This is a genomic window from Ruegeria sp. D3 (genome assembly GCF_056534465.1).
In genome coordinates, this window is the sequence record NZ_JBQFPK010000012.1 from 120702 (window position 1) to 146991 (window position 26290).

Genomic DNA, 26290 nt, shown 5'->3' on the forward strand with positions numbered 1-26290 from the left:
CAAGAAAAAGGCGGTGGAGAAACCCACCGCCTTTTTTGTGTCTGTTCGCCAGCCCTGACAGAGCTGGTCAGTCCAGCCAGCCTTTCAAATTGTCCTCGATTACTTTGCCCAAAGCAGCAATGTGCGAATCGTCGTCGTTGAGGCAGGGAATATAGGTAAAGCTCTCGCCGCCGGCCTCTTCAAAGCTTTCCTTGATCTCTTCGTTGATCTCTTCCAGCGTTTCGATGCAATCGGCCGAAAACGCAGGCGCGATCACCGCGATACTCTTTTTCCCCTGACGCGCCAGCTCTGCCACGTGATCGACCGTGTAAGGTTTCAGCCACTCCTCAGGTCCGAATCGCGACTGGAAAGTTGAGACAAGTTGATCATCCGCCCAACCCAGCCGTTCTTTCAGCAGACGAGAGGTTTTTGCACATTGGCAGTGATAGGGATCGCCCTGCTGCAGATAGCGGTCCGGCATTCCGTGATAGGAGCAGACCAGAATGTCGGGCTTGGTCTCCATCGCGGCGTAGGCCTGTTCCACCGACCCGGCCAAAGCGTCGATATAGGCAGGTTCGTCGAAATAAGCCGGAACCGTGCGGCTGGCGGGTTGCCAAGCCTCCTCCATCAGGGCGCGGAAGAACTGGTCATTGGCAGTAGCGGTCGTTGCACCGGCGTATTGCGGGTAGAGCGGAAAGAACAGGATGCGATCACAGCCCGCGGCCACCATCTCGCGAACTTTGGATTTGGTTGAGGGGTTGCCGTATCGCATACAGAAATCGACCATCACCTGATCGCCATAGCGCGCGTGCATCGCATCGCGCATCTTGGCGGTTTGGTCCTTTGTGATCGTCATCAGCGGGCTTTCGCCCTTGTCGTGGTTCCAGATCGACTTGTACGCATCGCCCGAGCTGAAGGGCCGTTTGGTCAGAATGATCCCCTGCAGGATCGGCTGCCATTTCCATTTCGGATAGTCGATGACGCGCTGATCCGACAAGAACTCGTTCAGGTAACGGCGCATGGGCCAATAGGTATAGTCGTCAGGCGTGCCCAGATTGGCCAGCAGAATGCCGACGCGGCCCATTTTCACCTTCGGGTGGTCGGCAGGGGCATGGGCGGGGCGAGTGGCGTCAAACATGAGGGGCTTCCTGAATTTCTTTGTACCGGGCTGAGATAAACGGATTTGTCCAGTCGTCAATCGGTCAGTTTGCCCTCTTTTGTGCCCAGCGCTTCAGCAAGGCGGGTTTGGGCCGATCCAGGGCGCAGGGGCTTTTGCTGACTGTCATCAGGGGACCAGCCGGTCAGGCAGATCAGTTCATAGGTGGTGTTCAGCCGCCCTTCGGGCGTTGCAAAGTGATCGGCGTATATCTGCTGGGCGCGGTCAAAGACCTGTCGCCGGGTGGGGCTTTTGATGCGGTCGGTCAGGCTGTTGGTCTCACCCATGGCACGCAAGTCCTGCATCAGGTGCCGCAGGTCGCGGTATTCCGCCGTCAGTCGCGCCGTATCTGCCACCGGCAAGGCCAGCCCGGCCCGTTGCAGCAAGCCGCCCAGATCACGCAGTTCGCCCATCGGTGCGATACGTGGGCTGAGCCCGCCAGAGATTTCGATCTCGGCCTGTCCCAAAGCGGCGCGTAGTTCGTGCAAGGTTTCCCCGCCTAGGCAGACCACCAGCAGCAGCCCGTCAGGCTTTAGCGCCCGATGGCATTGGATCAACTGGCCGACAGGGTCGTTGGCCCAGTGCAGCGCCAACGCGTGGATCACCAGATCATGCGCGCCAGGGGTCAGGTTCAGCACCTCATCATCCGCCACGATCTGCGCTTTTGGCATCACATCTCGCCAGATATGGGCGAAGGGCGTCACCACAGCCGGAGCCGTAAAGGTTTTGTTAACCATGCTGAGTCGATCCTGAACCTCGTCCACGGCGGCGCGGTGCAAGAACAGCGCCTCGTCCCGCGCGCGGGCGCGATGCAAGGTCAGGGCCTTGCGGTCGAACAGAGAGGGTGCGTTGGAAGCAGGCAGTTTCATAGGGCGCAAGTATCGCATCTGGCCGCGGATTCAAACCGCCCTTCAGATGATCTATCCACCCCGCTGCATGGGATGCCGAGAGCTGACCGAGTCAGATTTCGGCCTCTGCGGCCCCTGCTGGCGCGACACGCCCTTTATCGGAGGGGCGGTCTGCGAAAGCTGCGGAATACCTCTGCCCGGTGAGGCGGATGGCCACCGGATTGAATGCGACGACTGTATGAAAACGCCCCGACCATGGCAGGACGGACGCTCGGCGCTGTTGTATGATGGTAAGGCACGGGGGCTGATCCTTGCGTTGAAACATGGCGACAGGCCGGAATTGGCACGTCCGGCGGCGCGGTGGATGGCGCAGGCGGGTCGAGATTTGTTCCGCGACGATATGTTGCTGGCCCCGGTACCTCTGCATTGGTCCCGATTGTTGAGACGGCGCTATAACCAGTCGGCCCTGCTGGCGCAGCATCTGGGGCGGCACACGGGGCTTGAGGTCTGCCCTGACCTGCTGATCCGATGCATCAAAACCCCGGTTCTGGATGGAAAAACCGCCGCGCAGCGGGCCGAGACGCTGGAAAACGCTATTGCGCCGCATCCCAAACGCTTAAACCGGATGCACGGCCGGGATGTGCTGTTGGTGGATGACGTGATGACCTCGGGCGCGACGCTGGCGGCTTGTGCGCGAGTCTGTCTTGCGTCGGGCGCAAATCATATTTTCGTGTTGACCCTAGCGCGCGTTGCCAAGGATACCTAATTCGCGCAGGATTACGCGAAACCCGAAGGGACGACTTATGAAACCGGTTGAGATTTACACATCGCCTCTGTGCGGCTTCTGCCACGCCGCCAAACGCCTGCTGAAACAGAAAGGCGTCGAGTTCAAAGAGGTCGACGTTCTGATGCACCCCAAGCGCAAGCCCGAGATGATCAAACGTGCGGGCGGCAAACGCACCGTGCCGCAAATCTTCATAGGCACCCAGCACGTGGGTGGCTGCGATGACCTGTACGAGCTGGACCGTCAGGGCAAGCTGGACCGTCTGCTGGCGGCATGAAGACTGCGCTGCTGCAGATCACCTCGTCGGATGATCCGTCTGACAATCTGAACATGGTGCGCGCCCTGATGGCCGAGGCTGTCGGGCAGGGCGCGCAGTTCATTCTGACGCCTGAGGTGACGAATTGTGTGTCTAATTCCACCACGCGCCAGCGCGAGGTTCTGCAGCACGAGGAAGACGACCAAACGCTGGCGGGTCTGCGCGATCAGGCCGCCGCGCTGGGCGTTTGGCTGATGATCGGCTCGCTTGGGATCAAGACGCATGACGCCGATGGGCGCTTTGCCAACCGATCCTACATGATCGACCCGCAAGGGCAGATCGTGGCGCGCTATGACAAGATCCATATGTTCGACGTGCAGGTCTCAGACTCCGAGACCTTCCGCGAATCGAAAAACTACCGCCCCGGCGACCGGGCGGTGATTGCTGACACCGAGTTCGGCAAGGTCGGCATGGCCATCTGCTACGACATACGGTTTCCGCATCTGTTTGCCGCCTTGACGCAGGGCGGGGCGCGGATTCTGACCGTTCCGGCGGCATTTTCGCCGGTCACCGGCAAGGCGCACTGGGAATCGCTTCTGCGCGCACGGGCGATTGAAAACGGAGCCTGGGTACTGGCCCCGGCGCAAACCGGCGCGCATCCGAAAACCCGTGGCAAGACCCGCCACACCCACGGTCACAGCATGGTTGTGGCCCCATGGGGAGAGGTCGTCATCGACGCAGGCACCGATCCGGGCATTCACATTTTCGATTTGGATGATAGTTCTGTGACAGAGGCGCGCCGCCGCGTGCCCTCATTGACGCACCTGCGGGCTTTTGACGGCCCCTGATCCAGAGCCGGACCCAATGACGGACGACACCAATGCCCTTGCGGTCACGCTGTTCAGCGAGATCCTGACCGCCGACCAGCTATTGCGCAACCGACTAAGCCGGGTGCTGCCCAAGGGCATGGAAATCTCGCATTTCTCGGTGCTGAACCATCTGGTGTTTGTCGGCGATGAACGCACACCGGCGCAACTGGCCAGCACGTTCCATGTCACGCGCGGGGCGATGACCAACACTTTGGCCAAGCTGGAATGGGCCGGATACATCCACATCCGCCCCGACTGGGACGACGCCCGCCGCAAGATGGTCGCCATCAGCCCAGCCGGTCGCCGCGCCCGCGATCAGGCGATTTCCTCGATTGCACCGCTGATCAACCGCGTGGTCGGAGAGTTGGGGTTGGAGCGGGTGCGCAGCACGTTGCCTGTGCTGCGGGATTTGAGGTTGCAGTTGGAGGGGGAGTAGCCTCACCCGGGCTTCACACTCGCCGTCACATAATTCACGCTCAGATCGCGGTCCGAGATAGACCAACTCCACAGGATCGGGTTGAACACGAACCCCTTGCGGTCCACTGGCTCCAACCCGGCTTGGCGCAGCAGGTCGAACAGCTCATCGGGGGTGATGAATTTGTTCCACTCATGCGTTCCGCGGGGCAGCCAGCGCATGACGACCTCGGCTCCGAAAATGGCCATCGCATAGGATTTCGGGTTGCGGTTGATGGTCGAGCAGATCAGCAAACCGCCGGGCTTCAGCAACTGCTGCGAGGCGGTCAGAAAACCCAAGGGATCGGCCACATGCTCGACCACCTCCATGTTCAGCACCACGTCGAATTGTTCGCCCGCGGCGGCCATGTCCTCGGCTGTGGTGTGGCGGTAGTCGATCTCAAGCCCCGATTGCTCGGCATGGATGCGGGCTACGGGCAGGTTGCCCTCGGCGGCGTCGGCGCCCACGACTGTTGCGCCCAAACGCGCCATCGGTTCGCTCAGCAGCCCGCCGCCGCAGCCGATATCCAGCAGGCGCAGCCCCTCGAACGGTTTTGCAGCCGTCAGGTCACGGTCAAATTCACCCGCGATCTGCTGTGTGATATAGTCCAGCCGGCACGGATTGAGCATGTGCAGAGGTTTGAATTTCCCATGGGGGTCCCACCATTCCGCGGCCATCGCCTCGAATTTTGCGATCTCGGATGGGTCCACCGTGTTCGGATGCGCTTGCATTCCTGTCTCCGTGTGCTCTTTTACGTTTAAAGACTATATAGGGCCCTAATGGATAAGTACCCGGACCAAAAGCGCGCAGTTCAATATCTGTACCCGCCGATTGATCCTTTTGATCAGCGGATGGTCGATGTGGGCGATGGGCACCGTATTTATATGGAGCAATGCGGCAATCCTGACGGCCTGCCGGTTGTGATCCTGCATGGCGGCCCCGGAGGCGGGTGCAGCCCGGCGATGCGGCGGTATTTCGATCCGCGTGTGTTTCGGGTGATTCTGTTTGATCAGCGCGGGTGCGGTCGGTCGCGGCCGCATGCCTCGGTGGTGGATAATACGACGTGGGATCTGGTGGAGGACATCGAACGTCTGCGGACGTTGCTGGATATCGACGACTGGACGGTGTTTGGCGGCAGCTGGGGCGCGACCCTGGCGTTGGTCTATGCGCAGGCGCATCCGGACCGGGTGAACCGGCTGGTGCTGCGCGGTGTGTTTCTGGCGACGCAGGCCGAGCTGGATTGGTTTTATGGCGGCGGCGCGGGCAAGTTCTGGCCCGAGCAATGGGCGAAATTCACCGCTCTGCTGACCGAGGATGAGCTGTCGGATACCATAGGCGCCTATCACAAACGGCTGTTCTCGGGCGATCGGGCGACGGAAATCCTGTATGCGCGGGCCTGGTCGGCGTGGGAAAATGCGCTGGCCTCGATTCATTCGCACGGGTCCACCGGCGAGAGCCCCGGTGAATACGCGCGCGCCTTTGCGCGGCTTGAGAATCACTATTTCACCCACGGGGCTTTCCTTGAGAAAGACGGGCAGATTTTGGATCAGATGGACCGAATCGCCCATATCCCCGGCCATATCGTGCAGGGGCGCTATGACATGATCTGCCCGCCGCAGGCCGCGTGGTCTTTGGCCGAACGCTGGCCTAATGCCGAGCTCAAGATGGTTCGCCAGGCAGGTCATGCCCTGTCCGAACCCGGCATCAGCGCCGAGCTGGTGCGGATCATGGACCGTGTAGCGGAGGGCATCGCATGACCCGGATGGACCGTCGTGCCTTATTCGCCTCGGGTGCTGCGGCGGCTTTGCTGGCGGCCACAGGGGCCTCGCTGGCAGATACGCCCAAAAAGGGCGGGACGTTGCGACTGGCCGTGCCGCGCGATGACAGTTTGGAACAGGTGGCGCGTGGCGCTGTCTTTGATACCCTGACCGAGATAGCGCCCGATGGCACCCTGCGCGGCGAATTGGCGAGCGGGTGGCACACGGATGCGGATGCGCGGGTCTGGAGCTTTGATCTGCGGGTTGATGTGGCATTTCATGACGGTGCGGCGCGGAATGTGGCGGATGTGGTGTCGGTGCTGCAACAGGTCGGACGGGCCGAAGCTCTGACGCCGGATTCGGTGCGGCTGGAGCTGGCCGAGGCGAATCCCGGCCTGCCTTTCCTGTTGGCCGATACGCGGTTCGTCATCACGCGCGATGGGCAGGGCGTGACGCCCTTGCACACTGCCAATGGCACCGGATGCTACCGGGTGGAACGGGCCGATGATGATCGGCATTTTCTTGGCCGCCGGGTGTCGGATCACTACAAGGACGGACAGGCCGGTTGGGCCGATGCGCTTGAGATTATTGTGATCCCTGACGCCAAAGTCCGGGCCGAGGCATTGCGCGACGGTTATGTGGACGTGGCGGCGCTGCCCGACAGCGATGGTCTGAAGGATCAGCGTGGCCTGCGGTACCACCCCAGCCAAGATGACATGGCGCTGGCCGTGGCCGGACAGGTGGGAATGCCGCGCCAGATCGGGGGGCGTGCGCTGGACGATGGGCGCATTGCGGAACGGTGGTGGCTGGCCTGACCTGATCACGTTTCACGCCGGGGGTTGCAGACTCGGGAAAGCCTGCGTATATGCAGTTGCAACAGCGGCGCGTTGGACTTCTGGTTCAAGGCTCCACCGGAAGTTTCGACGGGCCGCGCGCCCGTTTTTTTGTGCCCGATTGAAGGGTAGAGATCTGAATGACAAACGACCTGATTGCCAAAGCTGCCATCGACCGGCGACTGGCCGAGATCATCACCCCCGTGATCGAGGATCTGGGGTATGAGCTTGTCCGTATTCGCTTGATGAGCGGCAAGACCACCACGCTGCAGATCATGGCCGATAAGCCCGATGGCGGCATCGAAGTGGATGACTGCGCCGAGATTTCCAACGCCGTCAGCGCTTCGCTGGATGTCGAGGACCCGATTCTGGACGCCTATACGCTTGAGGTGTCGAGCCCCGGTATCGACCGGCCTCTGACCCGTCTCAAGGATTTTGAGATGTTCGAAGGCTATGAGGCCAAGATCGAAACCGCCGAGCTGATCGACGGCCGTCGCCGCTTTAAGGGCGAATTGGCCGGGATCGAAGGGGATGAGGTTCTGATCAACATTCCCGAAGGGTCTGAGACGATCACAATCGGTCTGCAATTCGACTGGTTGAGCGACGCCAAGCTGGTTTTGACCGATGACCTGATCAAGGAAATGCTGCGCCAGCGCAAAGACGCCGGTGCCCTGAACGAAAACGCTTTCGACGAGATTGAGACCGAAGGGTCCGAAGAGGAGACGAACTGATGGCAATCACCTCAGCCAACCAGCTGGAGCTGCTGCAGACCGCCGAGGCCGTGGCCCGCGAAAAGATGATCGACCCCGGTCTGGTTGTCGAAGCGATGGAAGAATCGCTCGCCCGTGCCGCCAAGAGCCGCTACGGCGCCGAGATGGACATCCGTGTCAGCATCGACCGCAAGACAGGTAAGGCGACCTTTACCCGCGTCCGCACCGTGGTTGAGGATGAAGAGCTGGAAAACTATCAGGCCGAGTTCACTGTCGAACAAGCCAAGCAGTACATGGAAAACCCCGAGGTCGGTGACGTCTTCGTCGAAGAAGTTCCCCCGGTTGAAATGGGCCGTATTGCGGCGCAATCGGCCAAGCAGGTGATCCTGCAGAAGGTCCGCGAAGCGGAACGTGATCGCCAGTACGAAGAGTTCAAGGATCGCGCAGGCACCATCATCAACGGTGCGGTCAAGCGCGAAGAATTTGGCAATGTCATCGTCGATCTTGGCGGGGCCGAGGCCGTTCTGCGTCGCAACGACAAGATCGGCCGCGAAAGCTATCGCCCCAACGACCGCGTGCGCGCCTACATCAAAGAGGTTCGCCGCGAGGTTCGTGGCCACCAGATCTTCCTGTCGCGCACCGCGCCGGAATTCATGGCCGAGCTGTTCAAGATGGAAGTGCCGGAGATTTACGACGGCATCATCGAGGTTAAGGCCGTGGCCCGCGACCCCGGTTCGCGCGCCAAGATCGCCGTGATCTCTTATGACGGCTCGATCGACCCTGTCGGTGCCTGCGTTGGTATGCGCGGCAGCCGTGTGCAGGCGGTTGTGAACGAGCTGCAGGGTGAAAAGATCGACATCATCCCGTGGAACGAAGATCAGCCGACCTTCCTTGTGAACGCGCTGCAGCCCGCCGAAGTGTCCAAGGTGGTTCTGGATGAAGAAGCCGGCAAAATCGAAGTTGTGGTGCCCGAGGAGCAGCTCTCGCTGGCAATCGGTCGCCGCGGTCAGAACGTGCGTCTGGCCAGCCAACTGACCAGTCTGGACATCGACATCATGACCGAAGCCGAAGAATCGGCGCGTCGCCAGAAGGAATTCGAAGCCCGCACCCAGCTGTTCATGGAAACGCTGGATCTGGACGAATTCTTCGCACAACTGCTGGTGTCTGAAGGCTTTACCAACCTCGAAGAGGTGGCATATGTCGAGCTGGATGAACTGCTGGTCATCGACGGTGTGGACGAAGGCACCGCGCAGGAACTGCAAACCCGCGCGCGTGAATTCCTGGAAGCACAGGCCAAGGCGGCTCTGGACGCAGCCCGTGCGCTGGGCGCGGAGGACAGCCTTATTGAATTCGAAGGCCTCACACCCCAGATGGTAGAGGCGCTGGCCAAGGATGACGTGAAGACTCTGGAAGACTTCGCCACCTGCGCCGACTGGGAACTGGCCGGTGGCTGGACCACGGTCGACGGCGAGCGCATCAAGGATGATGGTGTTCTGGAACCTTTCGGCGTGACGCTGGAAGAGGCACAGGACTTGGTCATGACGGCACGGATCATGCTGGGCTGGGTGGACCCGGCCGAGTTGGAGCAAGCCGACGAAGAAGGCGAGATCGAAGAGGAGGCCGAGGCCTGATCTCAGGGCCTCGGGGTGGCGTGAATGGGTCGCGGTGGCGTCCATAAGGATCGGTCGGACGGACCCGAACGCAAGTGCATCGCCACGGGTGAGGTTCAGCCCAAATACGGGCTGATCCGCTTTGTGATGGGGCCGGACGGTCAGGTCTTTCCCGATGTTGCGGCAAAACTGCCGGGGCGCGGGGTCTATGTGGCGGCGGATCGTGCCGCGCTGGACAAGGCCGTTGGCAAGAAGCTGTTCTCGCGCGGGTTCAAGACGCAGGCGACTGCGCAAACGGACCTGGCGGATGAGGTTGAAAAGCAAGTCGCGCGGCGGGTGATCGAGTTGATCAGCCTGGCGCGCAAGTCCGGTGACGCGGTCGCCGGGTATGAAAAGGTCAAGACGTGGCTGGACCGGGAAGAGGCTCAGGTACTGATTCAGGCCAGCGATGGATCGGGGCGCGGCAAGTCGAAACTCAGCACGCCGCACTTCGGAAAATACATCGGATGGCTGACAGCGGACGAATTGGGGGCGGCATTTGGGCGCCAAACCGTGATTCATGCGGCGCTGGCCTCTGGCGGACTCGCCAAACGTGTTGTAGAGGAAGCGCAGCGCCTGCGTGGCTTGCGCGAAACGGATGACGGCGGCAAGGGCCGCACGGAAGGGTAAGAAGCTTTATGAGCGATAGTGACGGCAAAAAGACATTGGGTCTTCGTGGCGGGGCACGCCCCGGAAATGTGAAACAGAGTTTCAGCCACGGACGCACCAAGAATGTCGTGGTGGAAACCAAACGCAAACGCGTGGTGGTCCCCAAGCCGGGTGCCGGAAAGCCGGGTGGCGGAGCAACGCCCTCGGGCGATCCGTCGCGCCGTCCTGCCGGGATCTCCGACGCCGAAATGGCACGCCGGATGAAGGCGCTGCAGGCCGCCAAGGCGCGCGAGGCCGAAGAGGCCGCCGCCCGCGAGGCTGCTGAAAGAGCGCGTGAAGAAGAACGCGCCCGTCGCCGTGCCGAGCAGGAAGCCAAGGAACGCGAACAGCGCGAGGCCGAAGAGAAAGCCCGCGCCAAGGCCGAAGAGGAAGAGCGCAAGCGCAAAGAGGCGGAAGAAGCCGCCAAACGTGCCGCTGCCGCCCCGGCCCCTGAAGAACCCAAAGCCGCCCGCAGCCCGGCCAGCAAGCCTGCGCCTGCGGCTGCTCCGCGCAAGCAGGACCGCGAGCGTGATCAGCGTGGTCGTGGCAAAGGCCGCGACGACAACCGCCGTTCGGGCAAGCTGACACTGGGTCAGGCCACTGGTGGCGAGGGCAACCGCCAACGCTCGATGGCCGCCATGAAGCGCAAGCAAGAGCGCGCGCGTCAGAAAGCCATGGGTGGTTCGGTTGAACGCGAAAAGGTGATCCGCGACGTTCAGTTGCCCGAGGCGATCATGGTCTCGGAGCTGGCCAACCGTATGGCCGAGCGTGTGGCTGACGTTGTCAAATCGCTTATGCAGATGGGCATGATGGTCACGCAGAACCAGACCATCGACGCTGACACTGCGGAACTGATCATCGAAGAATTTGGCCACAAGGTCACACGTGTTTCGGACTCGGACGTGGAAGACGTTATCAAAGAGGTCGAAGACAGCGAAGACGATCTGCAGCCGCGTCCGCCGGTCATCACCATCATGGGTCACGTTGACCACGGTAAGACCTCGCTGTTGGACGCAATCCGCGACGCGCGCGTTGTTGCCGGTGAGGCCGGTGGTATCACCCAGCATATCGGCGCCTATCAGGTGAAAACCGAAGGCGGCACCACGCTGACCTTCCTGGACACTCCGGGCCACGCGGCGTTTACGTCGATGCGCTCGCGCGGTGCTCAGGTCACGGATATCGTGGTTCTGGTGGTTGCGGCGGATGACGCCGTGATGCCCCAGACGATCGAGGCGATCAACCACGCCAAAGCGGCCGGCGTGCCGATGATCGTGGCGATCAACAAGGTCGACAAGCCAGATGCGAATCCGGACAAGGTGCGTACCGATCTGCTGCAGCATGAAGTGATCGTCGAGAAAATGTCCGGTGAGGTTCAGGACGTTGAAGTCTCTGCTATCACCGGTCAGGGTCTGGATGAGCTGCTGGAGGCCATCGCGCTGCAATCCGAGATTCTGGAACTGAAAGCCAACCCCGACCGCGCCGCCCAAGGTGCCGTGATCGAGGCGCAGCTGGATGTGGGCCGTGGCCCCGTCGCCACCGTTCTGGTTCAGACCGGCACGCTGCGTCAGGGCGATATCTTCGTTGTGGGTGAGCAATACGGTAAGGTCCGTGCGCTGATCAACGACAAGGGCGACCGCGTGAAGGAAGCTGGCCCCTCGGTTCCGGTCGAGGTTCTGGGTCTGAACGGCACACCCGAAGCGGGCGACGTTCTGAACGTGACCGAGACCGAAGCACAAGCCCGTGAGATCGCCGAATACCGCGAACAGGCCGCCAAGGACAAACGTGCTGCCGCTGGCGCTGCAACGACCCTTGAGCAGCTGATGCAGAAGGCCAAGGAAGACGAGAACGTCAACGAACTGCCAATTCTGATGAAAGCAGACGTTCAGGGCTCGGCTGAGGCCATCGTTCAGGCGATGGAGAAAATCGGCAACGATGAGGTACGCGTGCGCGTGCTGCATTCTGGCGTTGGTGCGATTACCGAGACTGATGTCGGCCTTGCCGAAGCATCCGGTGCACCTATCCTCGGCTTCAACGTCCGTGCGAACGCCTCGGCGCGGAACACTGCGAACCAGAAGGGTGTGGAAATCCGCTATTACTCGGTGATCTATGACCTCGTGGATGACGTGAAAGCGGCAGCCTCGGGCCTGCTGAGCGCCGAGATCCGCGAAAAGTTCATCGGTTACGCCGAGATCCGCGAAGTCTTCAAGGTCACCGGCGTCGGCAAGGTTGCTGGCTGTCTGGTCACCGAGGGTGTGGCCCGTCGTTCCGCGGGCGTCCGCCTGCTGCGCGACAACGTGGTGATTCACGAAGGCACGCTGAAGACGCTCAAGCGCTTCAAAGACGAAGTGGCCGAGGTTCAGTCGGGTCAGGAATGCGGTATGGCGTTCGAAAACTACGACGATATCCGCGCGGGCGACGTGATCGAAATCTTCGAGCGCGAAGAGGTCACGCGGACGCTAGATTGATCCGCTACGGTAAAGAAATCAGAAAACAGCGGTCCTTTGGGGCCGCTGTTTTTCTTTTGGGGGGTTACAGCGAAGAAATTCGGGGCTTTCTGGGTACATTTAGTGCACTCAAGCAAAGCATCCTTGCTCTCGTTCCAATCAACACGCACCTGAATTCGACAGGGCGAGGCATAGTTGTCCTAAACATATAGACACTGGATGCCTGGGTCTGATTTGTTACGCGTAAAGACCGAGAACGTGCAACTGCTATCGGCCGGGAAGAGATCGGTTGACGTCTTTGGTTTGATATAACTCGGAGATTCAATTGATGCGTTTTCTTGCGGTATTCCTCTTCTTCATCGCGCTGTCCGTTGGGCCGTCTGCTGCGCACGAACGGTTTGCTTTGGTGATCGGCAATGCCGGTTACACAAGTGTCCCGGCGCTTGATAATCCTGTGAACGATGCGCGCCTGATGAGCGATGAGTTACGGGGCGCAGGATTTGAGGTCACGACGCTGACGGATGCGAGCCTTGATGAGATGACGGGTGAAGTTGATACGTTTGCCAGCAAGGTACGTGCGGCGGGTTCCGAGGCGCTGGCTGTGTTCTACTTCGCGGGGCACGGCGTACGCAGTGATGGTTTCAACTATCTTCTTCCCCTTGATGTAAACATTCAGTCCGAGGCCGACATTGCAGGCCAAGCTGTTCCGGCAGAATGGGTTCTGGACCGCATTCATACACCACAGGCGGTTAGCGTTATGATTTTGGATGCCTGTCGCGACAATCCATTTGGTGGCAAAGCGGACGTGAATCTGGATGTAGGTGACGGGCTTGCACGTATGACTGCGCGCACCAACAATCTGATCGCGTATGCGACAGGGCCCGGCGAAGTTGCCTTGGACGGGACCGGAACAAACAGCCCTTACACCGCCGCGATTGCGCGTGCCATCAGAACCTCGGGCCGGCCTTTGGAACAGATGTTCGAAGAGGTGCGCACGGATGTGATCAGTGAAACGGATGGCATCCAGACCCCTTGGGCACGGTCGTCGTTGAATATAACGATCGGTATGAAAGACCCAACAGCGTCGCAATAGGGAAAACAGCCGTGATCAGCACGTCAGGGCAAGGCAGATAGTTACCGAATTTATCCCAAACCCCGACCGTATCCCTAACGCGGTGCTGCCAAGAACGTCGCCGGATGCATGATGATGTCAAAATGCTGCACCCCGTTTTGCAGATCGAAGCTGACCGAATGCCCGGCCTTTCGAAGCAACTCGGCATAGTCTCGGCTTTGACGGATGAATTCGGGTGTGTCGCGCTCACCCACGGTCACGCGATAGCGGGGGCCGGGGGCCGGGAGGTGTCGGATGGGCGACAGGTCGTGCACCTCAACTGGTGTCAGTTGTAAGGGTTCGTTCACAGGCGTTAGACTGATCGGTTCCAGATCATAGACGCCGCTGATCAGGATCACGTCGCGCACCCGCAGCCCCGCGCGGGCCAGCGCATCGGCTGAGGTCGCCATGACCATACTCGCCAGTTGCGCCCCTGCACTGTGGCCGGACAGGGTGACTCGTGACGGATCAAACCCCAAGTCAGGCGCGTTGGCGGCTAACCAAAGCAGGGCGTTTCGGCACTCGTCGATCATGTCACCGATCCGCGCATCTGGGGCCAGTGTGTAATTGAGAGTCGCAAAGGAGTACTCGGCTTCAACCAACGCAGGGGCCATCATTGCCGATTCGAGCTGACTTAGGGCTTGCCAGTATCCTCCGTGGATGAACACATGCAGTGGCGCACCTGCGCCTTTCGCGGGGAAGAAATCCAGAACCTGTGCGGTACTGTCCCCGTATGAAACGTTGCCGATCACATCCATCTGCGCCCGGTACTGCGCACTGAGCGCGGCGTAACTGTTCAGATAGGGTGTCAAGTCGCCGCCGATCATCGACCGGGGAGAGTATTCCTGATCCAGTTCGGCCTGGGTGAAACCTCGGTACAGCATGGGCTACTCCTGATCCGCATACATCAATTCGGTGCGCACATCGTAGAGATCATGAAAGAACCGCAAATCCAAGGCTTTGCGCAGGAAGGACACGCCGCTGGACCCGCCAGTGCCGGGTTGGTTTCCAATTACACGCTCGACCGCGGTGACATGGTCAAAGCGCCAGCGCTGGAACAGCGATTCCACATCCATCAGTTTTTCGGCCAGCGCATACAGATCCCAGTGCTTATCCGTGTTGCGGAACACTTGCACCCACAGTTTCACAACACGCGGATCACCTGAATAGGGCTGCGCATAGTCGCGGTTCAGCAGGTCATCGGGAACATCAAATCCCTGCCGCGCCATCATCTGCAGCACTTCGTCATAGAGCGAAGGTTTGGTCAGCGCGGCGGTCAGCATCTGCATCACTTCGGGGTCATGTGCGTGCACTTTCAGGGTCGCGGCGTCCTTGTTGCCCAGAATGAACTCGATCTGTCGGTAGCCATAGCTTTGGAACCCCGATGAGCTGCCAAGGGCCTGCCGGAAGGTCATGTAATCGGCCGGGGTCATGGTCAGCAGGGTTTCCCACGCGGCGATCAACTGCCGCTGGATTGCCTTCACCCGGTCAAGGTTTTTCATTGCCGGGCCGAAGTCGTCCTGTTGCAGAAAGTGGCGCACCTCGACCAGTTGGTGGTGCATCAGCTTCAGCCACAACTCGCTGACCTGATGGATGATGATGAAAAGCATCTCATCGGGTTGGGCCGGGTCTTGAAAGGTTTTCTGCAGGTTCAACAGCGTCTTGAGCTGAAGGAAGTCACCATAGCTCTTGCGGTGCGTCTGGGTGAAATCGGTCACAAGGGATGCTTCGATCCCACGTTCCAGATATCTGTCAGTCTTGTCGCTCATGACGCCCCCTTGATGCGGTATTTCGCACCTGTCTAAGGCGTCATTTTGCAACTATCCAGCGTCAGGTCCAGTCTAACACCACCTTGCCCGATTGGCCGGATTTCATTGCGGCGAAGCCGTCGGCAAAGTCGTCGACTTTCATCTGGTGCGTGATCACCCGGCTGACATCCAGTCCGTTCTGCAGCATGGCGATCATCTTGTACCAGGTCTCGAACATCTCGCGGCCATAGACGCCCTTGATGGTGATCGCTTTGAATACGATGCGCGACCAGTCGACGGGCGATTTGCCTGGCGGAATCCCCAGCAGAGCGATCTTGCCGCCCATCACCAGTGCCTCGACCATCTGGTCCAGCGCGGCTTGCGAACCGGACATTTCCAGGCCCACATCGAACCCCTGCGTCATACCAAGATGCGCGATGACATCTTGCAGGTCTTCCTTCGAGACATCGACGCTGCGCACGGTTGGCACCACATGTTCGGCCAGTTTCAGGCGGTCGGGATTGATATCGGTGATCACCACATGGCGCGCACCGGCATGGCGGGCCACGGCTGCAGCCATTATGCCGATGGGGCCAGCGCCGGTGATCAGAACATCCTCGCCCAGCAAATCAAAGCTGAGCGCGGTGTGAACGGCATTGCCCAACGGATCGAGGATTGCCCCGATCTCATCCGGGATATCGTCGGGCAGCGGCACCACGTTAAAGGCGGGCAGTTTCAGGTATTGGGCAAAGGCACCCTGTTCGTTCACGCCAATTCCGCGCGTGCCGGGGTCCAGATGGAACTTGCCCGCGCGGCTTTGACGGCTGTCGTTGGTGATCAAATGCCCCTCGCCCGAGCATCTTTGGCCGACTGCCAGACCGGTTACGTTGCGCCCCAATTCCACGATCTCACCGGCGAATTCATGGCCAGTGATCATCGGAACTGGCACCGTGGCCGAGGCCCATTCATCCCAGTTCCAGATATGAATGTCGGTGCCGCAGATGCCAGTCTTGTTGATGCGGATCAGAACTTCATCTGGGCCGATCTCGGGCACCGGGGCCTGCACCATCCACAGGCCCTCTTCAGGTTTGGATTTCTCAAGCGCTTTCATGGTGTTGGGTCGCATCGGATTACTCCCACAAATCGGTCGACAGGTATTTCAACCCGCTGTCACACATCACAATCGCAACGCAGCCGCCCTTTTCCGGGCTGCGCAGCAGTTCGATCGCTCCGGCAAGGTTCGCGCCCGCCGAGTAGCCCGCGAAAATGCCTTCCGTTCGGGCCAGTAACCGCGCCCCATCCCGCGCCGCGTCGTCTGATACGGACAGATGCCCGGCCAATGAGATACGGTTCAGGTGAACTAGATCATCCATTGCGTATCCGCCGCCTTGGATTGGGTGATCGGGGTTGGTGATGGCTTCGCCAGCGATGGCCCGCGCGCCTTCGGGTTCCACGGCGTAGCAGCGCACGCCATGCGCTGCGAGAAAAGCCGCGGCCCCGGCCAGAGTACCGCCAGAGCCCGCAAAATCGCAAAAGGCCGTGACGGTGCCGCCTGATTGCTCCCAGATTTCGGGTCCAGTGCCGGTTGCGTGGGATTTGGGATTGCCGGAATGGCCGAATTGATCAGCCCGAAAAGCGTCGCGCTCGGCCGTGATGCGTTGTGCGGTCTCATCCACCAGCGCCAGATCTGCGCCCGATACCTCGCCAGGTTTGCTGCCCTCGGCTTGCGGCACGATCACGACTTCGGCCCCCAAGGCGCGCATCATGCGCGCGCGCTCGACCGAGTTTCCGGCGCTCATCACCGCTACAAAAGGATGCCCCAGTATGCCGCAGACAATCGCCAGCCCGGTGCCCATGTTGCCCGAGGTCAGCTCAACGACCGTCTGCCCCGGTGACAGGGTGCCATCCGCGCGGGCCAGTTCGATGATCGACCTCGCGGCGCGGTCTTTTTTCGAGAACCCCGGCAACAGGTAATCCAGTTTGGCCAGAATGCGCCCGTCCAGATCCAAGTGCTGACAAACCCGTGACAGGTCTACAAGCGGGGTATTCCCAATCGCGTCGATTACAGAGGGTAGGATCACGAAATCACTCCCAATTCCTTGCCGACCTTGCCAAACGCGGCCAAGGCGCGGTCCAACTCGTCGCGGGTCAACGCTGCGTTCATCTGGGTTCTGATCCGCGCCTGCCCGCGAGGGACAACCGGGAAGAAAAAGCCCGAGACATAGACACCCTCGTCAAACAGCCTGTTGGCCATCTCCTGCGCCAGCGTCGCCTCACCCAGCATCACCGGGATGATCGGGTGTTCGCCGGGCAGCAGGTCAAAGCCCAGTTTTTCCAGACCTTCCCGCCAGTAATTTGCGTTTTCAAACAGCCGAGTACGCAGGTCCGCACCTTCTTCGACAAGGCGAATGGCCTCAAGCCCGGCAGCGACAATCGACGGCGGCAGCGAGTTCGAGAACAGATAGGGCCGCGCCCGCTGCCGCAGCAGGTCGATCACTGGCTGCGGCCCGGCGATATAACCGCCGATTGCCCCCCCAAGTGCCTTGCCCAAGGTTCCCGTCAGAATATCCACCTCGACACCGAAGTGATCCGGCGTGCCCGCACCGTTCGGCCCCATGAAACCGGTGGCGTGGCAGTCATCGACCATAACAATGGCGTCGTATTTGTCGGCCAGCTCGCGGATTTTGGGCAGATTGGCCAGATAGCCATCCATCGAAAACACGCCATCGGTCGCGATCATGATGTGCCGCGCCCCATCCGCGCGTGCCTGTTTCAACCAGGCTTCGAGGTCGTTCATGTCGTTGTTAAGATAGCGATAGCGCTTCGCCTTGCACAGCCGCACCCCGTCAATGATCGAGGCATGGTTCAGACTGTCTGAAATAATCGCATCTTCAGGCCCTAACAAAGGCTCGAACAGCCCTCCGTTTGCATCGAAACAGGCGGCGAACAGGATCGCGTCGTCCTTGTTCAGGAATTTAGCCAGCTTTTGTTCCAGCTCGCGGTGAATGTCCTGCGTGCCGCAGATAAAGCGGACCGAGGCCATGCCGAACCCTTTGGGCTCCATCGCGGCCTTCGCGGCATCAATCAGCGCGGGGTGATCCGCCAGGCCCAGATAATTGTTGGCGCACAGGTTGATGACCTGTTTGTCGCCCACCGTAATCTCACCGCCCTGGGGCGAGGTGATCATGCGTTCGCGTTTATACAATCCCTCAGATTCGATCTGCGCGAGGGTGTCCGAGATGTGGGACAGGAATGCATCTGCCATGGCGGCCTCCGGTTATCTGAGTCGCATATCTAACATAACGGACGTAATTCCCAAATGGGGGAATTACAATATTTGAGAAAAAAATCCGTGAAGTCGGAATTAGAGTCTGTATCAGGCGTTTTTCACGATCAGAAACACGCGGGCCGGGCCGTCCGACACAATCGAATGCGCAACATCTGCGGCGTAGCGGGCGGTATCGCCCTCGTTCAGGCTGTGGACGGCGGTGCCTGAGGTCACGTGGACTGCCCCCTCAAGCACTGTCAATTGCTCGCGCGCGCCGCGTGCATGGGGTTTGCTGGTCAAAGCGCCTTTGGCCTCGAACTGGATATCATAGACCTCATGCCCTCCGGCCTCTTCAGGCGGGGACAGGATGCGGATGCGGCAGTTCTGACCCATATTGTCGATGCTGGGAACCTCGGCGCGGCGCAGCACTTCGATGTGATCGGCGGCGTTGGCCTCTTCCAGCAGGCCCGCGAAATCCACCTGCAGGGCGCGGGTTAGATTCCACAGGGTCGAGATGGTCGGGCTGCTCTCGCCCCGTTCGATCTGGCTGACCATGGAACGGGACACGCCGCTGAGATTGGCCACAGCCTCAAGCGACAGACCCTTGGCACGGCGGGCCTCTTTCAGGCGGGCGGGCAGGCGTGTCAGGATATCGTCTGTGTTTTCCGTCATGGCGGAATCTGATGCGCTTTTCACGATGGGTTGTCAATTCTGCTTGTGACGGTACGTCGTATAGGACAACGCACCAACTGGACGTAATAGTGCCGCCAAATCCACAAGGAGAAGAGACATGAAAGATATCGTCATTCTGGATGGGGCCCGCACGGCGGTTGGGACGTTTGGCGGGGCGCTGGCCTCGACCGCGCCGATTGATCTGGCGACCGTTGTGACCGAGGCTGCGATGGAGAAATCGGGCGTCGAAGGCGGCCAGATTGGCAACGTTGTGTTTGGTCATGTGATCAACACCGAACCGCGCGACATGTATCTGTCGCGTGCGTCGGCCAAACAGGCAGGTATCCCGGTCGAAACCCCCGCGATGAACGTGAACCGTCTGTGTGGATCGGGGGCGCAGGCGATTGTGTCGGCGGTGCAGTCGCTGATGCTGGGCGATGCCGAATTTGCCGTGGCCGGTGGTGCCGAAAGCATGTCGCGCAGCCCCTACATCCTGCAGCAGGCACGTTGGGGTGCGAAGATGGGCGATATCAAGTCGCTGGACATGATGCTGGGTGCGCTGAACTGCCCCTTTGGCACCGGCCATATGGGTGTGACGGCTGAGAACGTCGCTGATGAGCATCAGGTCACGCGCGAGCAGATGGATGAATTCGCCCTGACCAGCCAGACCCGCGCCGCTGCGGCGATTGAGGCCGGATACTTTCAAAGCCAGATCACACCGGTTCAGGTCAAGGTCAAGCGCGACATGGTTGATTTCATGGTCGACGAGCATCCCAAGGCGACCTCGATCGAAGCACTGTCCGGTCTGCGCCCGGCGTTCAAGAAAGATGGTCGGGTGACAGCAGGCAATGCGTCGGGCATCAATGACGGGGCGGCGGCGATGGTTCTGGCCACGGCTGACGCGGCTGAAAAGGCGGGTTTGAAGCCCAGGGCGCGTATTCTGGGGTACGGCCACGCCGGAGTGCGCCCCGAGGTGATGGGCATTGGTCCGGTGCCAGCGGTGCAAAACCTGTTGGCCCGCACCAGCCTGTCGGTCGAAGATTTCGATGTGATCGAAAGCAACGAAGCCTTTGCCTCGCAGGCGCTGGCCGTCAACAAAGAGCTGGGTCTGGACGCGGCCAAAGTGAACCCGAACGGTGGTGCGATTGCGTTGGGTCACCCCGTTGGTGCAACCGGTGCGATCATCACGCTGAAAGCTCTGTACGAGCTGGAGCGGGTCGGTGGATCCAAAGCGTTGGTCACCATGTGCATCGGCGGCGGTCAGGGTATCGCCATTGCCTTTGAGCGTATCTGAGTTGAGATGATGGTGGGGGGCTGTCTGCCCCCCATCGCGCCTTTGGGCGCGATTCCCCCCCGAGGATATTTTTAGCCAGATGAAGAGGCGGATCGGTTTTAGCTGAACGCCATCGCGATCAGGACAAGACCTGCGCCTGCGCCTGCGCCTAAGGTTGCGGGCAGTGCGACAGACCAGAGGCGGGAAGTTTTAGGTTGGTCTTTTTGGGTTTGCGCGATCAAGGCGTTTTCGACCAGAGCTGGTAGACGGGGACCGAAACGAGCCAGGACCATGGCGGTTTTGCCGAAATCGCGAAGGGCCGCGCGCGGGCCTATGGACTTCTTGATGTAATCCTCGACCACGGGGCGGGCGACTTCCCAGATATTGATATGCGGGTCCAGTGACCGCGCGACGCCTTCAACCACAACCATTGTGCGTTGAAGCAGGATCAGTTCGGTCCGGGTTTCCATGCCAAAACGTTCGGTGACTTCGAAAAGGTAGTTCAGCAGGCGGCCCATCGAAATATGGGTGGCGTCCATGCCGAAGATGGGTTCTCCGACAGCGCGCAGGGCGCGGGCGAATTCGTCGACGTCCTGGTTGGCGGGGACATAGCCGGCCTCGAAATGCACCTCGGCCACGCGCTTATAGTCGCGGCGAATGAAGCCAAAGAGGATCTCTGCGTATACCCGGCGGGTGTATTCGTCGATGTGGCCCATGATGCCGTAATCATAGGCGATGATATCCCCATTGGCGGCGACCTTGAGGTTGCCCTGGTGCATATCGGCGTGAAAAAAGCCATCGCGCAGCGCGTGCAGCAGGAACAGGCGCAGGACACGCTCGCCCAGATCGCGGCGGTTGTGGCTGGCTGCATCCAGCGCGTCATTGTCGCCGAGCGCAATGCCGTCGGCCCAGCTGAGCGTCATCACCCGTCGCGCGGACAGGGACCACACCACCGGCGGCAACCAGAAGCCTTCGTCATCCTTGGTGTTGGCGGCGTATTCCGAGGCTGCGGCGCTTTCAAGGCGCAGGTCCAGTTCACCGCGCACGACGCCGTCGAAATGTTCGACCACCTCCATCGGGCGCAGGCGGCGGGCACCGGGGGCGCAGAGCTGTACGATGCGGGCGGCGAAATAGAACGCATCCACATCCTTGCGGAAGGCACGCTCGATGCCGGGGCGCAGGACTTTGACGGCGACGTCTTCGCCGGTGCTGGACAGTTTCGCCTTGTGGACCTGCGCGATTGAGGCGGCGGCGATCGGGTCGCTGAAATCGTCGAAGATCTCGGATACGGGCTGGCCCAGTTCCTTTTCGACCTCGGCCATGGCTTCGGCCTGGGAAAAAGGCGGCAGCTTGTCTTGCAGAACCCGCAGCTGTTCCGCCAGTTCGTTCCCGACAACATCGGGACGGGTCGAAAGCACCTGACCGAATTTGATATAGGCCGGACCCAGCGCCGTCAGGGCGCGGGTGGCGGGCGGCATGTCCGGATCGCCCTTGTATCCCAGCCATTGAAACGGCTTGCCCAGAGCGTGGGCCACAAAGCGCAGCGCGCGTGGGGCTTCGAACGCGTCCAGAACCACGTTCATGGCGCCCGTGCGCTCTAGCGTGGCGCCTGTGCGGATCAGGCGAATGATGTTGTGAGGACCCCGCATTTAGATTTTCCAGCCGGAATGCAGCGCGGCGATACCCATGCTGAGATTGCGGTATTTGGCGTTTTCGAACCCAGCGATGCGAACCATGTTCAGGAACGTCTCCTGATCAGGGAATTTGCGGATCGATTCCACCAGATACTGATAGCTGTCGTAATCATTGGCGATCAGCTTGCCCATGCGCGGGATGACGTTGAAACTGTAGAGATCATAGAGCTTTTGCAGACCGTCATTGGGCAGTTGGCTGAATTCCAGCACCATCAGGCGGCCGCCGGGCTTCAGCACGCGATAGGCTTCGTTCAACGCCTCTTGCGGGCGGGTCACATTCCGGATGCCGAACGAGATCGTGTAGACGTCAAAGGTGTTATCCTCGAAGGGCAGGGACATCGCGTCGCCCACCACCCAGTTCAGGCTGTCAGACATCTGATCAGCCTCGGCGCGCTGGCGGCCTTCGACCAGCATCGGCTCGGTCAGGTCCAGAACGGTGGCGTGGCCGTGGCCCGCGCGTTTGAGAAAGCGAAATGATATGTCTCCGGTACCACCTGCCACGTCCAGCAGCCGTTGACCGGGGCGCGGGGCCAGCCAGTCCATCATCGCGTCTTTCCAGACCCTGTGGATGCCCATCGACATAACATCATTCATCACGTCGTATTTTGACGCGACCGAGTTGAAAACGCCCTGCACGCGGCCCGCTTTTTCCGCCTCGGGCACGGTTTCGAATCCAAAATGTGTGGTTTTGTCGTTGGAGTCGGACATGAAAGACGCCTTTGTCAGTGTTGCTCATCCTTATAGGCCGCGCGGCGGGGAAGACAATCGCGCGAAAAGGTAGCAGGTGCACGGAACCGTCCAGCGTGCCACATATTTTCCTTAGTCGCGGTGTAAGATGCAGATAGTTTTAGAAGAAGTTAGATTCAAATGTCGAATTATTCGAGTTTAGTGGCCGTATCAGGCGTGGTCCTGTCATTTGCCTTTATTATCTGGCGCGTTCGTGCCGTTTTTCAAACTTTCATGCGATTCCATCGGGCGAAAGGGTTCGGTGACAAGATGGACGCCGCAGCACGTCATTTCCCCAAGGATATATTGGAAGAATCAATGCTGCGCGCCGGCAGCGAAAGACCTGCACAACGCTCTCTGACCCGCATGACATTTCGCACGACGCCGGGCGTTATCGTTGTTACGATTTTGGTGTTGGCCGTTTTGTTCTTTATCGGGTTCATCAGGCCCGAGCTGGCTCCGAACGAGATCTTCATCCCCGTCAAGGATGCTGAAACTGCGGTGCTGATCAAGCTGGGACTTGTTGGGTTGGTGATCTACACATTGATCTATCATCTGGCCAATTCAACTTCGATCGATGGGGCCGAGGTGACGACCATGAGTCCGCTGTTTCAGCGTCGGACCTATGACCTGAATAAGCTCTGCCAGATCAGATTGAGGCACAATGGGAACTACGTGCTGCGTTTTTCAGATGGGAAGACAGCGCGTATTCTGAAATATGTTACCGGACATGATGAAATGGTGCAGGCGCTGGAACAAGCGCTGGCAGCAAATCAGGAGAGCACATGCCGGAACTTCCCGAAGTCGAAACGGTCCGCCGTGGGCTGAGCCCCGCGATGGAAGGCGTGGTGATCGAACGGGCGGACGTGAACCGCCCGGACCTGCGCTGGCCTTTTCCGGATCGAATGGCCGAACGCTTGACAGGCCAGCGCGTGGACAGGTTGCGGCGGCGTTCAAAGTACATTCTGGCTGATCTTGGCAGTGGCGAAACCCTGTTGATCCATCTTGGCATGTCCGGGCGGATGACCGTGTCGGGCGATCCGCTGGGGCAATTCGTGCATGATCATCCGATGCCGGAAAAGCACGATCATGTTGTATTTCACATGGCCAATGGCGCACGGGTGACATTTAATGACCCGCGCCGGTTCGGTGCGATGGATCTGCTGCCCACTGCAACGGCCGAGGACCACAAGTTGCTGTCGGTTCTGGGGCCGGAACCCTTGGGCAATGACTTCCACGAACAGCACTTGGTTGATGCGTTCAAAGGCAAGAACACGCCGGTCAAATCAGCGCTTCTGGATCAGGGAATCGTTGCCGGATTGGGGAATATCTACGTGTGCGAGGCGCTTTATCGCGCCGGTGTGTCGCCACGTCGCAAAGCCGGGCAGATTTCGGTGCACCGAGTTGCGGCCCTTGTTCCGATCGTTCGGCAGGTTCTGCAAGACGCTATCCGGGCTGGGGGGTCATCCTTGCGTGATTTCCGTCAAGCCGATGGAGAACTTGGATATTTTCAGCACAGCTTTGACGTTTATGGCCGCGAAGGCGAACCCTGCCGCACCGAAGGTTGCGGTGCCGCCATAAAAAGAATCACTCAGTCCGGTCGCTCATCCTTCTATTGCGCGCAATGCCAAAGATAACTTGATCCAGCTTTTGCGCGTGATAATGAATCGTATCTGAACGGAACAACCGGAAGCTTACACCTCATGGCTTTTGAGACGATCATCGTCGAAATCGAAGACCACGTCGCGCTAGTGAAACTCAACAGGCCGGACGCAATGAATGCGCTGAACAGCCAGTTGATTGCTGAATTGTGCGAAGCGCTGGAAGACGCCGACAAGAATGACAAGGTGCGCTGCATCGTCATTACGGGCTCGGACAAGGCTTTTGCCGCTGGCGCGGACATCAAGGAAATGTCCGAGATGAGTTTTGTGGACGTCTACACCACGAACCTTTTCGCGGATATCAACGACCGGGTCAGTGACATCCGCAAGCCTGTAATCGCGGCTGTTGCGGGCTATGCGCTGGGTGGCGGTTGCGAATTGGCGATGATCTGCGATTTCATCATCGCGGCAGATACCGCAAAGTTTGGGCAGCCGGAAATCAATCTTGGCGTTATTGCGGGCCTTGGCGGCAGCCAGCGCCTGACCCGCTTTGTGGGCAAGTCCAAGTCGATGGATATGAACCTAACCGGCCGCTTCATGGACGCAGAAGAGGCAGAGCGTGCCGGGCTTGTTAGCCGCGTCGTGCCTGCCAAAAAGCTGTTGGAAGAGGCAATGGCCGCAGCCCAAAAGATCGCCGAAAAATCGCAGCTGAGCGCGATTGCCGCGAAAGAGGCCGTGAACCGCAGCTACGAAGTGTCGCTAAGCGAAGGGTTGTTGTTCGAACGCCGTGTCTTTCACTCGATGTTCGCCACGGAAGACCAGAAAGAGGGTATGGCAGCCTTTCTGGAAAAGCGCGCGGCGCAGTTCCGCGACAAGTAAGCCATCAAGGTGGGGAAAGGCGGGCGTGTGCCCGCCTGTTTCATACCTGCTGTGCGCGGCCAAGAATCTGCTTGGCAAACCCCTGCAACTTGGATAGTACACGCCGCTATACATGCGCGTGCGGCCCGCTTGGCCCGACTCACACTCGTGATTTCTGATCCGGTGCGGATTTTCCGTGGCGCGCTTTCGACAAAACCGTACCGAACAAAGGTCAGAGACACATGGCTAACTCGCCCCAGGCAAAGAAACGCGCACGTCAGAACGAAATGCGTTTCGCAATTAACAAAGCACGTCGTTCGCGCATCCGCACTTATCTGCGTAAAGTTGAAGAAGCGATCGCATCCGGCGACAAAGATGCGGCAACCGCAGCTCTGCGCGCTGCCCAGCCCGAACTGATGCGCGGCGTCACCAAAGGCGTTTTCCACAAAAACACCGCATCGCGTAAAATGTCGCGTCTGTCGGCCCGCGTCAAAGCGCTTGGCTGAGTCGCGATTTGATCTTTGGTGACCCTAGGTCACGTAAGAAAGACTGAACTATTTAAGGGGCGTCGCGCAGTGCGGCGCCCTTTGTGCTGTTGCCAGAATACCGCGTCCTCACGAAACCGAGAGATTCTTTCGCGCTCAGACCCGAGTCAATATCAGAGTTTCGTTGAAGCGACTGCCGACCTCTTGTTACCACTGAGTCAGCGATTCACTCGCTTGGGGGGACAGGCTGTTTCTTTGGTCAGACTGACGGGCATCAGGATGATCTGGAGGCGAATGTTGGTAACTCGGGGACAACCGATTTGCTGATCTGCTGTGGGACTTGGCACGGCCAGGATTCCAGCCCTGTCGAAAATTGAGATTGCGTTGCGCAACCCGAAAAAGGGATGCCCTGCTGTGGGGCATCTGATCGTCTGGTTATGCACGCCGTCAAGGACGAAAGCGCCGAA

General features: G+C 59.8%; 27 protein-coding genes. 16 read left to right on the forward strand and 11 right to left on the reverse strand.

The features are described 5' to 3' along the window. Nucleotides 1-67: 67 nt before the first annotated feature. Nucleotides 68-1117, reverse strand: coding sequence for a ferrochelatase (gene hemH, locus ACR0DX_RS17375; RefSeq protein ID WP_480846862.1), 1050 nt, complete (start codon nt 1115-1117; stop codon nt 68-70). A 56-nt stretch (nt 1118-1173) separates the two neighbouring features. Then, nucleotides 1174-2004 carry a methyltransferase domain-containing protein gene (locus tag ACR0DX_RS17380; protein ID WP_170353768.1) on the reverse strand — a complete coding sequence of 277 codons (831 nt, stop codon included), beginning with the start codon at nt 2002-2004 and terminating at the stop codon, nt 1174-1176. 46 nt (nt 2005-2050) lie between these two features. Here ACR0DX_RS17380 and ACR0DX_RS17385 point away from each other — a divergent pair, with 46 nt between their 5' ends. Genes ACR0DX_RS17385 through ACR0DX_RS17400 form a run of 4 tightly spaced genes read left to right on the forward strand, consistent with a single transcriptional unit; the run spans nt 2051 to nt 4328 of the window. After that, nucleotides 2051-2749, forward strand: a complete 699-nt coding sequence (locus ACR0DX_RS17385) for a ComF family protein (RefSeq protein ID WP_170353767.1) — start codon at nt 2051-2053, stop codon at nt 2747-2749. Nucleotides 2750-2786: 37 nt separating this feature from the next. Then, the gene (gene grxC / locus ACR0DX_RS17390; RefSeq protein ID WP_170353766.1) at nt 2787-3044 is read left to right on the forward strand and encodes a glutaredoxin 3; all 258 of its coding nucleotides are present in this window, start codon (nt 2787-2789) and stop codon (nt 3042-3044) included. Next, nucleotides 3041-3871 (forward strand): carbon-nitrogen hydrolase family protein, encoded by an 831-nt coding sequence (locus ACR0DX_RS17395; RefSeq protein WP_170353765.1) that lies wholly within the window; start codon nt 3041-3043, stop codon nt 3869-3871. Before grxC ends, ACR0DX_RS17395 begins: the two co-directional genes overlap by 4 nt. A 16-nt stretch (nt 3872-3887) precedes the next feature. Further along, entirely contained in the window at nt 3888-4328 is a 441-nt protein-coding gene (locus tag ACR0DX_RS17400) for a MarR family winged helix-turn-helix transcriptional regulator (protein ID WP_170353764.1), read from the forward strand. Nucleotides 4329-4330: 2 nt separating this feature from the next. Here ACR0DX_RS17400 and ubiG read toward each other — a convergent pair whose 3' ends face one another. Then, nucleotides 4331-5077, reverse strand: a complete 747-nt coding sequence (gene ubiG / locus ACR0DX_RS17405) for a bifunctional 2-polyprenyl-6-hydroxyphenol methylase/3-demethylubiquinol 3-O-methyltransferase UbiG (protein WP_170353763.1) — start codon at nt 5075-5077, stop codon at nt 4331-4333. Nucleotides 5078-5125: 48 nt separating this feature from the next. Here ubiG and pip point away from each other — a divergent pair, with 48 nt between their 5' ends. From pip to ACR0DX_RS17440, 7 genes are all read left to right on the forward strand, one after another. Next, nucleotides 5126-6103, forward strand: coding sequence for a prolyl aminopeptidase (gene pip / locus ACR0DX_RS17410; protein ID WP_170353762.1), 978 nt, complete (start codon nt 5126-5128; stop codon nt 6101-6103). Further along, nucleotides 6100-6918 carry an ABC transporter substrate-binding protein gene (locus ACR0DX_RS17415; protein ID WP_170353761.1) on the forward strand — a complete coding sequence of 273 codons (819 nt, stop codon included), beginning with the start codon at nt 6100-6102 and terminating at the stop codon, nt 6916-6918. The genes pip and ACR0DX_RS17415 overlap by 4 nt, the downstream gene beginning before the upstream one ends. Before the next feature lie 158 nt (nt 6919-7076). Next, entirely contained in the window at nt 7077-7667 is a 591-nt protein-coding gene (rimP, locus tag ACR0DX_RS17420) for a ribosome maturation factor RimP (RefSeq protein ID WP_170353760.1), read from the forward strand. Next, nucleotides 7667-9277, forward strand: a complete 1611-nt coding sequence (nusA, locus tag ACR0DX_RS17425; RefSeq protein WP_170353759.1) for a transcription termination factor NusA — start codon at nt 7667-7669, stop codon at nt 9275-9277. The genes rimP and nusA overlap by 1 nt, the downstream gene beginning before the upstream one ends. Before the next feature lie 24 nt (nt 9278-9301). Beyond that, complete coding sequence (locus tag ACR0DX_RS17430) at nt 9302-9925, forward strand: RNA-binding protein (protein WP_170353758.1); 624 nt, start codon at nt 9302-9304, stop codon at nt 9923-9925. Nucleotides 9926-9933: 8 nt separating this feature from the next. Beyond that, nucleotides 9934-12408, forward strand: a complete 2475-nt coding sequence (infB, locus tag ACR0DX_RS17435) for a translation initiation factor IF-2 (RefSeq protein WP_170353757.1) — start codon at nt 9934-9936, stop codon at nt 12406-12408. Nucleotides 12409-12715: 307 nt separating this feature from the next. Continuing rightward, nucleotides 12716-13480, forward strand: coding sequence for a caspase family protein (locus ACR0DX_RS17440; protein WP_170353756.1), 765 nt, complete (start codon nt 12716-12718; stop codon nt 13478-13480). Between the two features lie 74 nt (nt 13481-13554). Here ACR0DX_RS17440 and ACR0DX_RS17445 read toward each other — a convergent pair whose 3' ends face one another. The 6 genes from ACR0DX_RS17445 to ACR0DX_RS17470 form a co-directional block, all read right to left on the reverse strand. After that, nucleotides 13555-14382 (reverse strand): alpha/beta hydrolase, encoded by an 828-nt coding sequence (locus tag ACR0DX_RS17445; RefSeq protein WP_170353755.1) that lies wholly within the window; start codon nt 14380-14382, stop codon nt 13555-13557. 3 nt (nt 14383-14385) lie between these two features. Further along, nucleotides 14386-15267: a tryptophan 2,3-dioxygenase gene (locus tag ACR0DX_RS17450; protein WP_170353754.1), complete on the reverse strand. Its 882-nt coding sequence runs from the start codon at nt 15265-15267 to the stop codon at nt 14386-14388. Nucleotides 15268-15328: 61 nt separating this feature from the next. Beyond that, entirely contained in the window at nt 15329-16357 is a 1029-nt protein-coding gene (gene tdh / locus ACR0DX_RS17455) for an L-threonine 3-dehydrogenase (RefSeq protein WP_170353978.1), read from the reverse strand. A gap of 19 nt (nt 16358-16376) precedes the next feature. After that, a complete protein-coding gene (locus ACR0DX_RS17460; RefSeq protein WP_480846868.1) occupies nt 16377-17327 on the reverse strand; it encodes a PLP-dependent cysteine synthase family protein in 951 nt (316 codons plus the stop codon). After that, nucleotides 17324-18511, reverse strand: coding sequence for a glycine C-acetyltransferase (locus ACR0DX_RS17465; RefSeq protein WP_170353752.1), 1188 nt, complete (start codon nt 18509-18511; stop codon nt 17324-17326). Before ACR0DX_RS17465 ends, ACR0DX_RS17460 begins: the two co-directional genes overlap by 4 nt. A 111-nt stretch (nt 18512-18622) precedes the next feature. Beyond that, nucleotides 18623-19186: a helix-turn-helix domain-containing protein gene (locus ACR0DX_RS17470; protein WP_480846871.1), complete on the reverse strand. Its 564-nt coding sequence runs from the start codon at nt 19184-19186 to the stop codon at nt 18623-18625. Nucleotides 19187-19304: 118 nt separating this feature from the next. Here ACR0DX_RS17470 and ACR0DX_RS17475 point away from each other — a divergent pair, with 118 nt between their 5' ends. Beyond that, nucleotides 19305-20480, forward strand: coding sequence for an acetyl-CoA C-acyltransferase family protein (locus ACR0DX_RS17475; RefSeq protein ID WP_170353750.1), 1176 nt, complete (start codon nt 19305-19307; stop codon nt 20478-20480). A gap of 98 nt (nt 20481-20578) precedes the next feature. Here ACR0DX_RS17475 and ubiB read toward each other — a convergent pair whose 3' ends face one another. Then, the gene (ubiB, locus tag ACR0DX_RS17480) at nt 20579-22108 is read right to left on the reverse strand and encodes a 2-polyprenylphenol 6-hydroxylase (RefSeq protein WP_170353749.1); all 1530 of its coding nucleotides are present in this window, start codon (nt 22106-22108) and stop codon (nt 20579-20581) included. Next, nucleotides 22109-22861, reverse strand: coding sequence for a bifunctional demethylmenaquinone methyltransferase/2-methoxy-6-polyprenyl-1,4-benzoquinol methylase UbiE (gene ubiE, locus ACR0DX_RS17485; RefSeq protein ID WP_170353748.1), 753 nt, complete (start codon nt 22859-22861; stop codon nt 22109-22111). A 252-nt stretch (nt 22862-23113) separates the two neighbouring features. Between ubiE and ACR0DX_RS17490 the strand changes: the two genes are divergently transcribed. The 4 genes from ACR0DX_RS17490 (at nt 23114) to rpsT (ending at nt 25844) form a co-directional block, all read left to right on the forward strand. Next, entirely contained in the window at nt 23114-23707 is a 594-nt protein-coding gene (locus ACR0DX_RS17490; RefSeq protein ID WP_170353747.1) for a hypothetical protein, read from the forward strand. Further along, nucleotides 23665-24516: a bifunctional DNA-formamidopyrimidine glycosylase/DNA-(apurinic or apyrimidinic site) lyase gene (gene mutM / locus ACR0DX_RS17495; RefSeq protein WP_170353746.1), complete on the forward strand. Its 852-nt coding sequence runs from the start codon at nt 23665-23667 to the stop codon at nt 24514-24516. The genes ACR0DX_RS17490 and mutM overlap by 43 nt, the downstream gene beginning before the upstream one ends. A gap of 66 nt (nt 24517-24582) precedes the next feature. Further along, nucleotides 24583-25359, forward strand: coding sequence for an enoyl-CoA hydratase (locus ACR0DX_RS17500; RefSeq protein WP_170353745.1), 777 nt, complete (start codon nt 24583-24585; stop codon nt 25357-25359). Between the two features lie 221 nt (nt 25360-25580). Then, nucleotides 25581-25844: a 30S ribosomal protein S20 gene (rpsT, locus tag ACR0DX_RS17505; protein WP_170353744.1), complete on the forward strand. Its 264-nt coding sequence runs from the start codon at nt 25581-25583 to the stop codon at nt 25842-25844. The last annotated feature ends 446 nt before the right edge of the window (nt 25845-26290 follow it).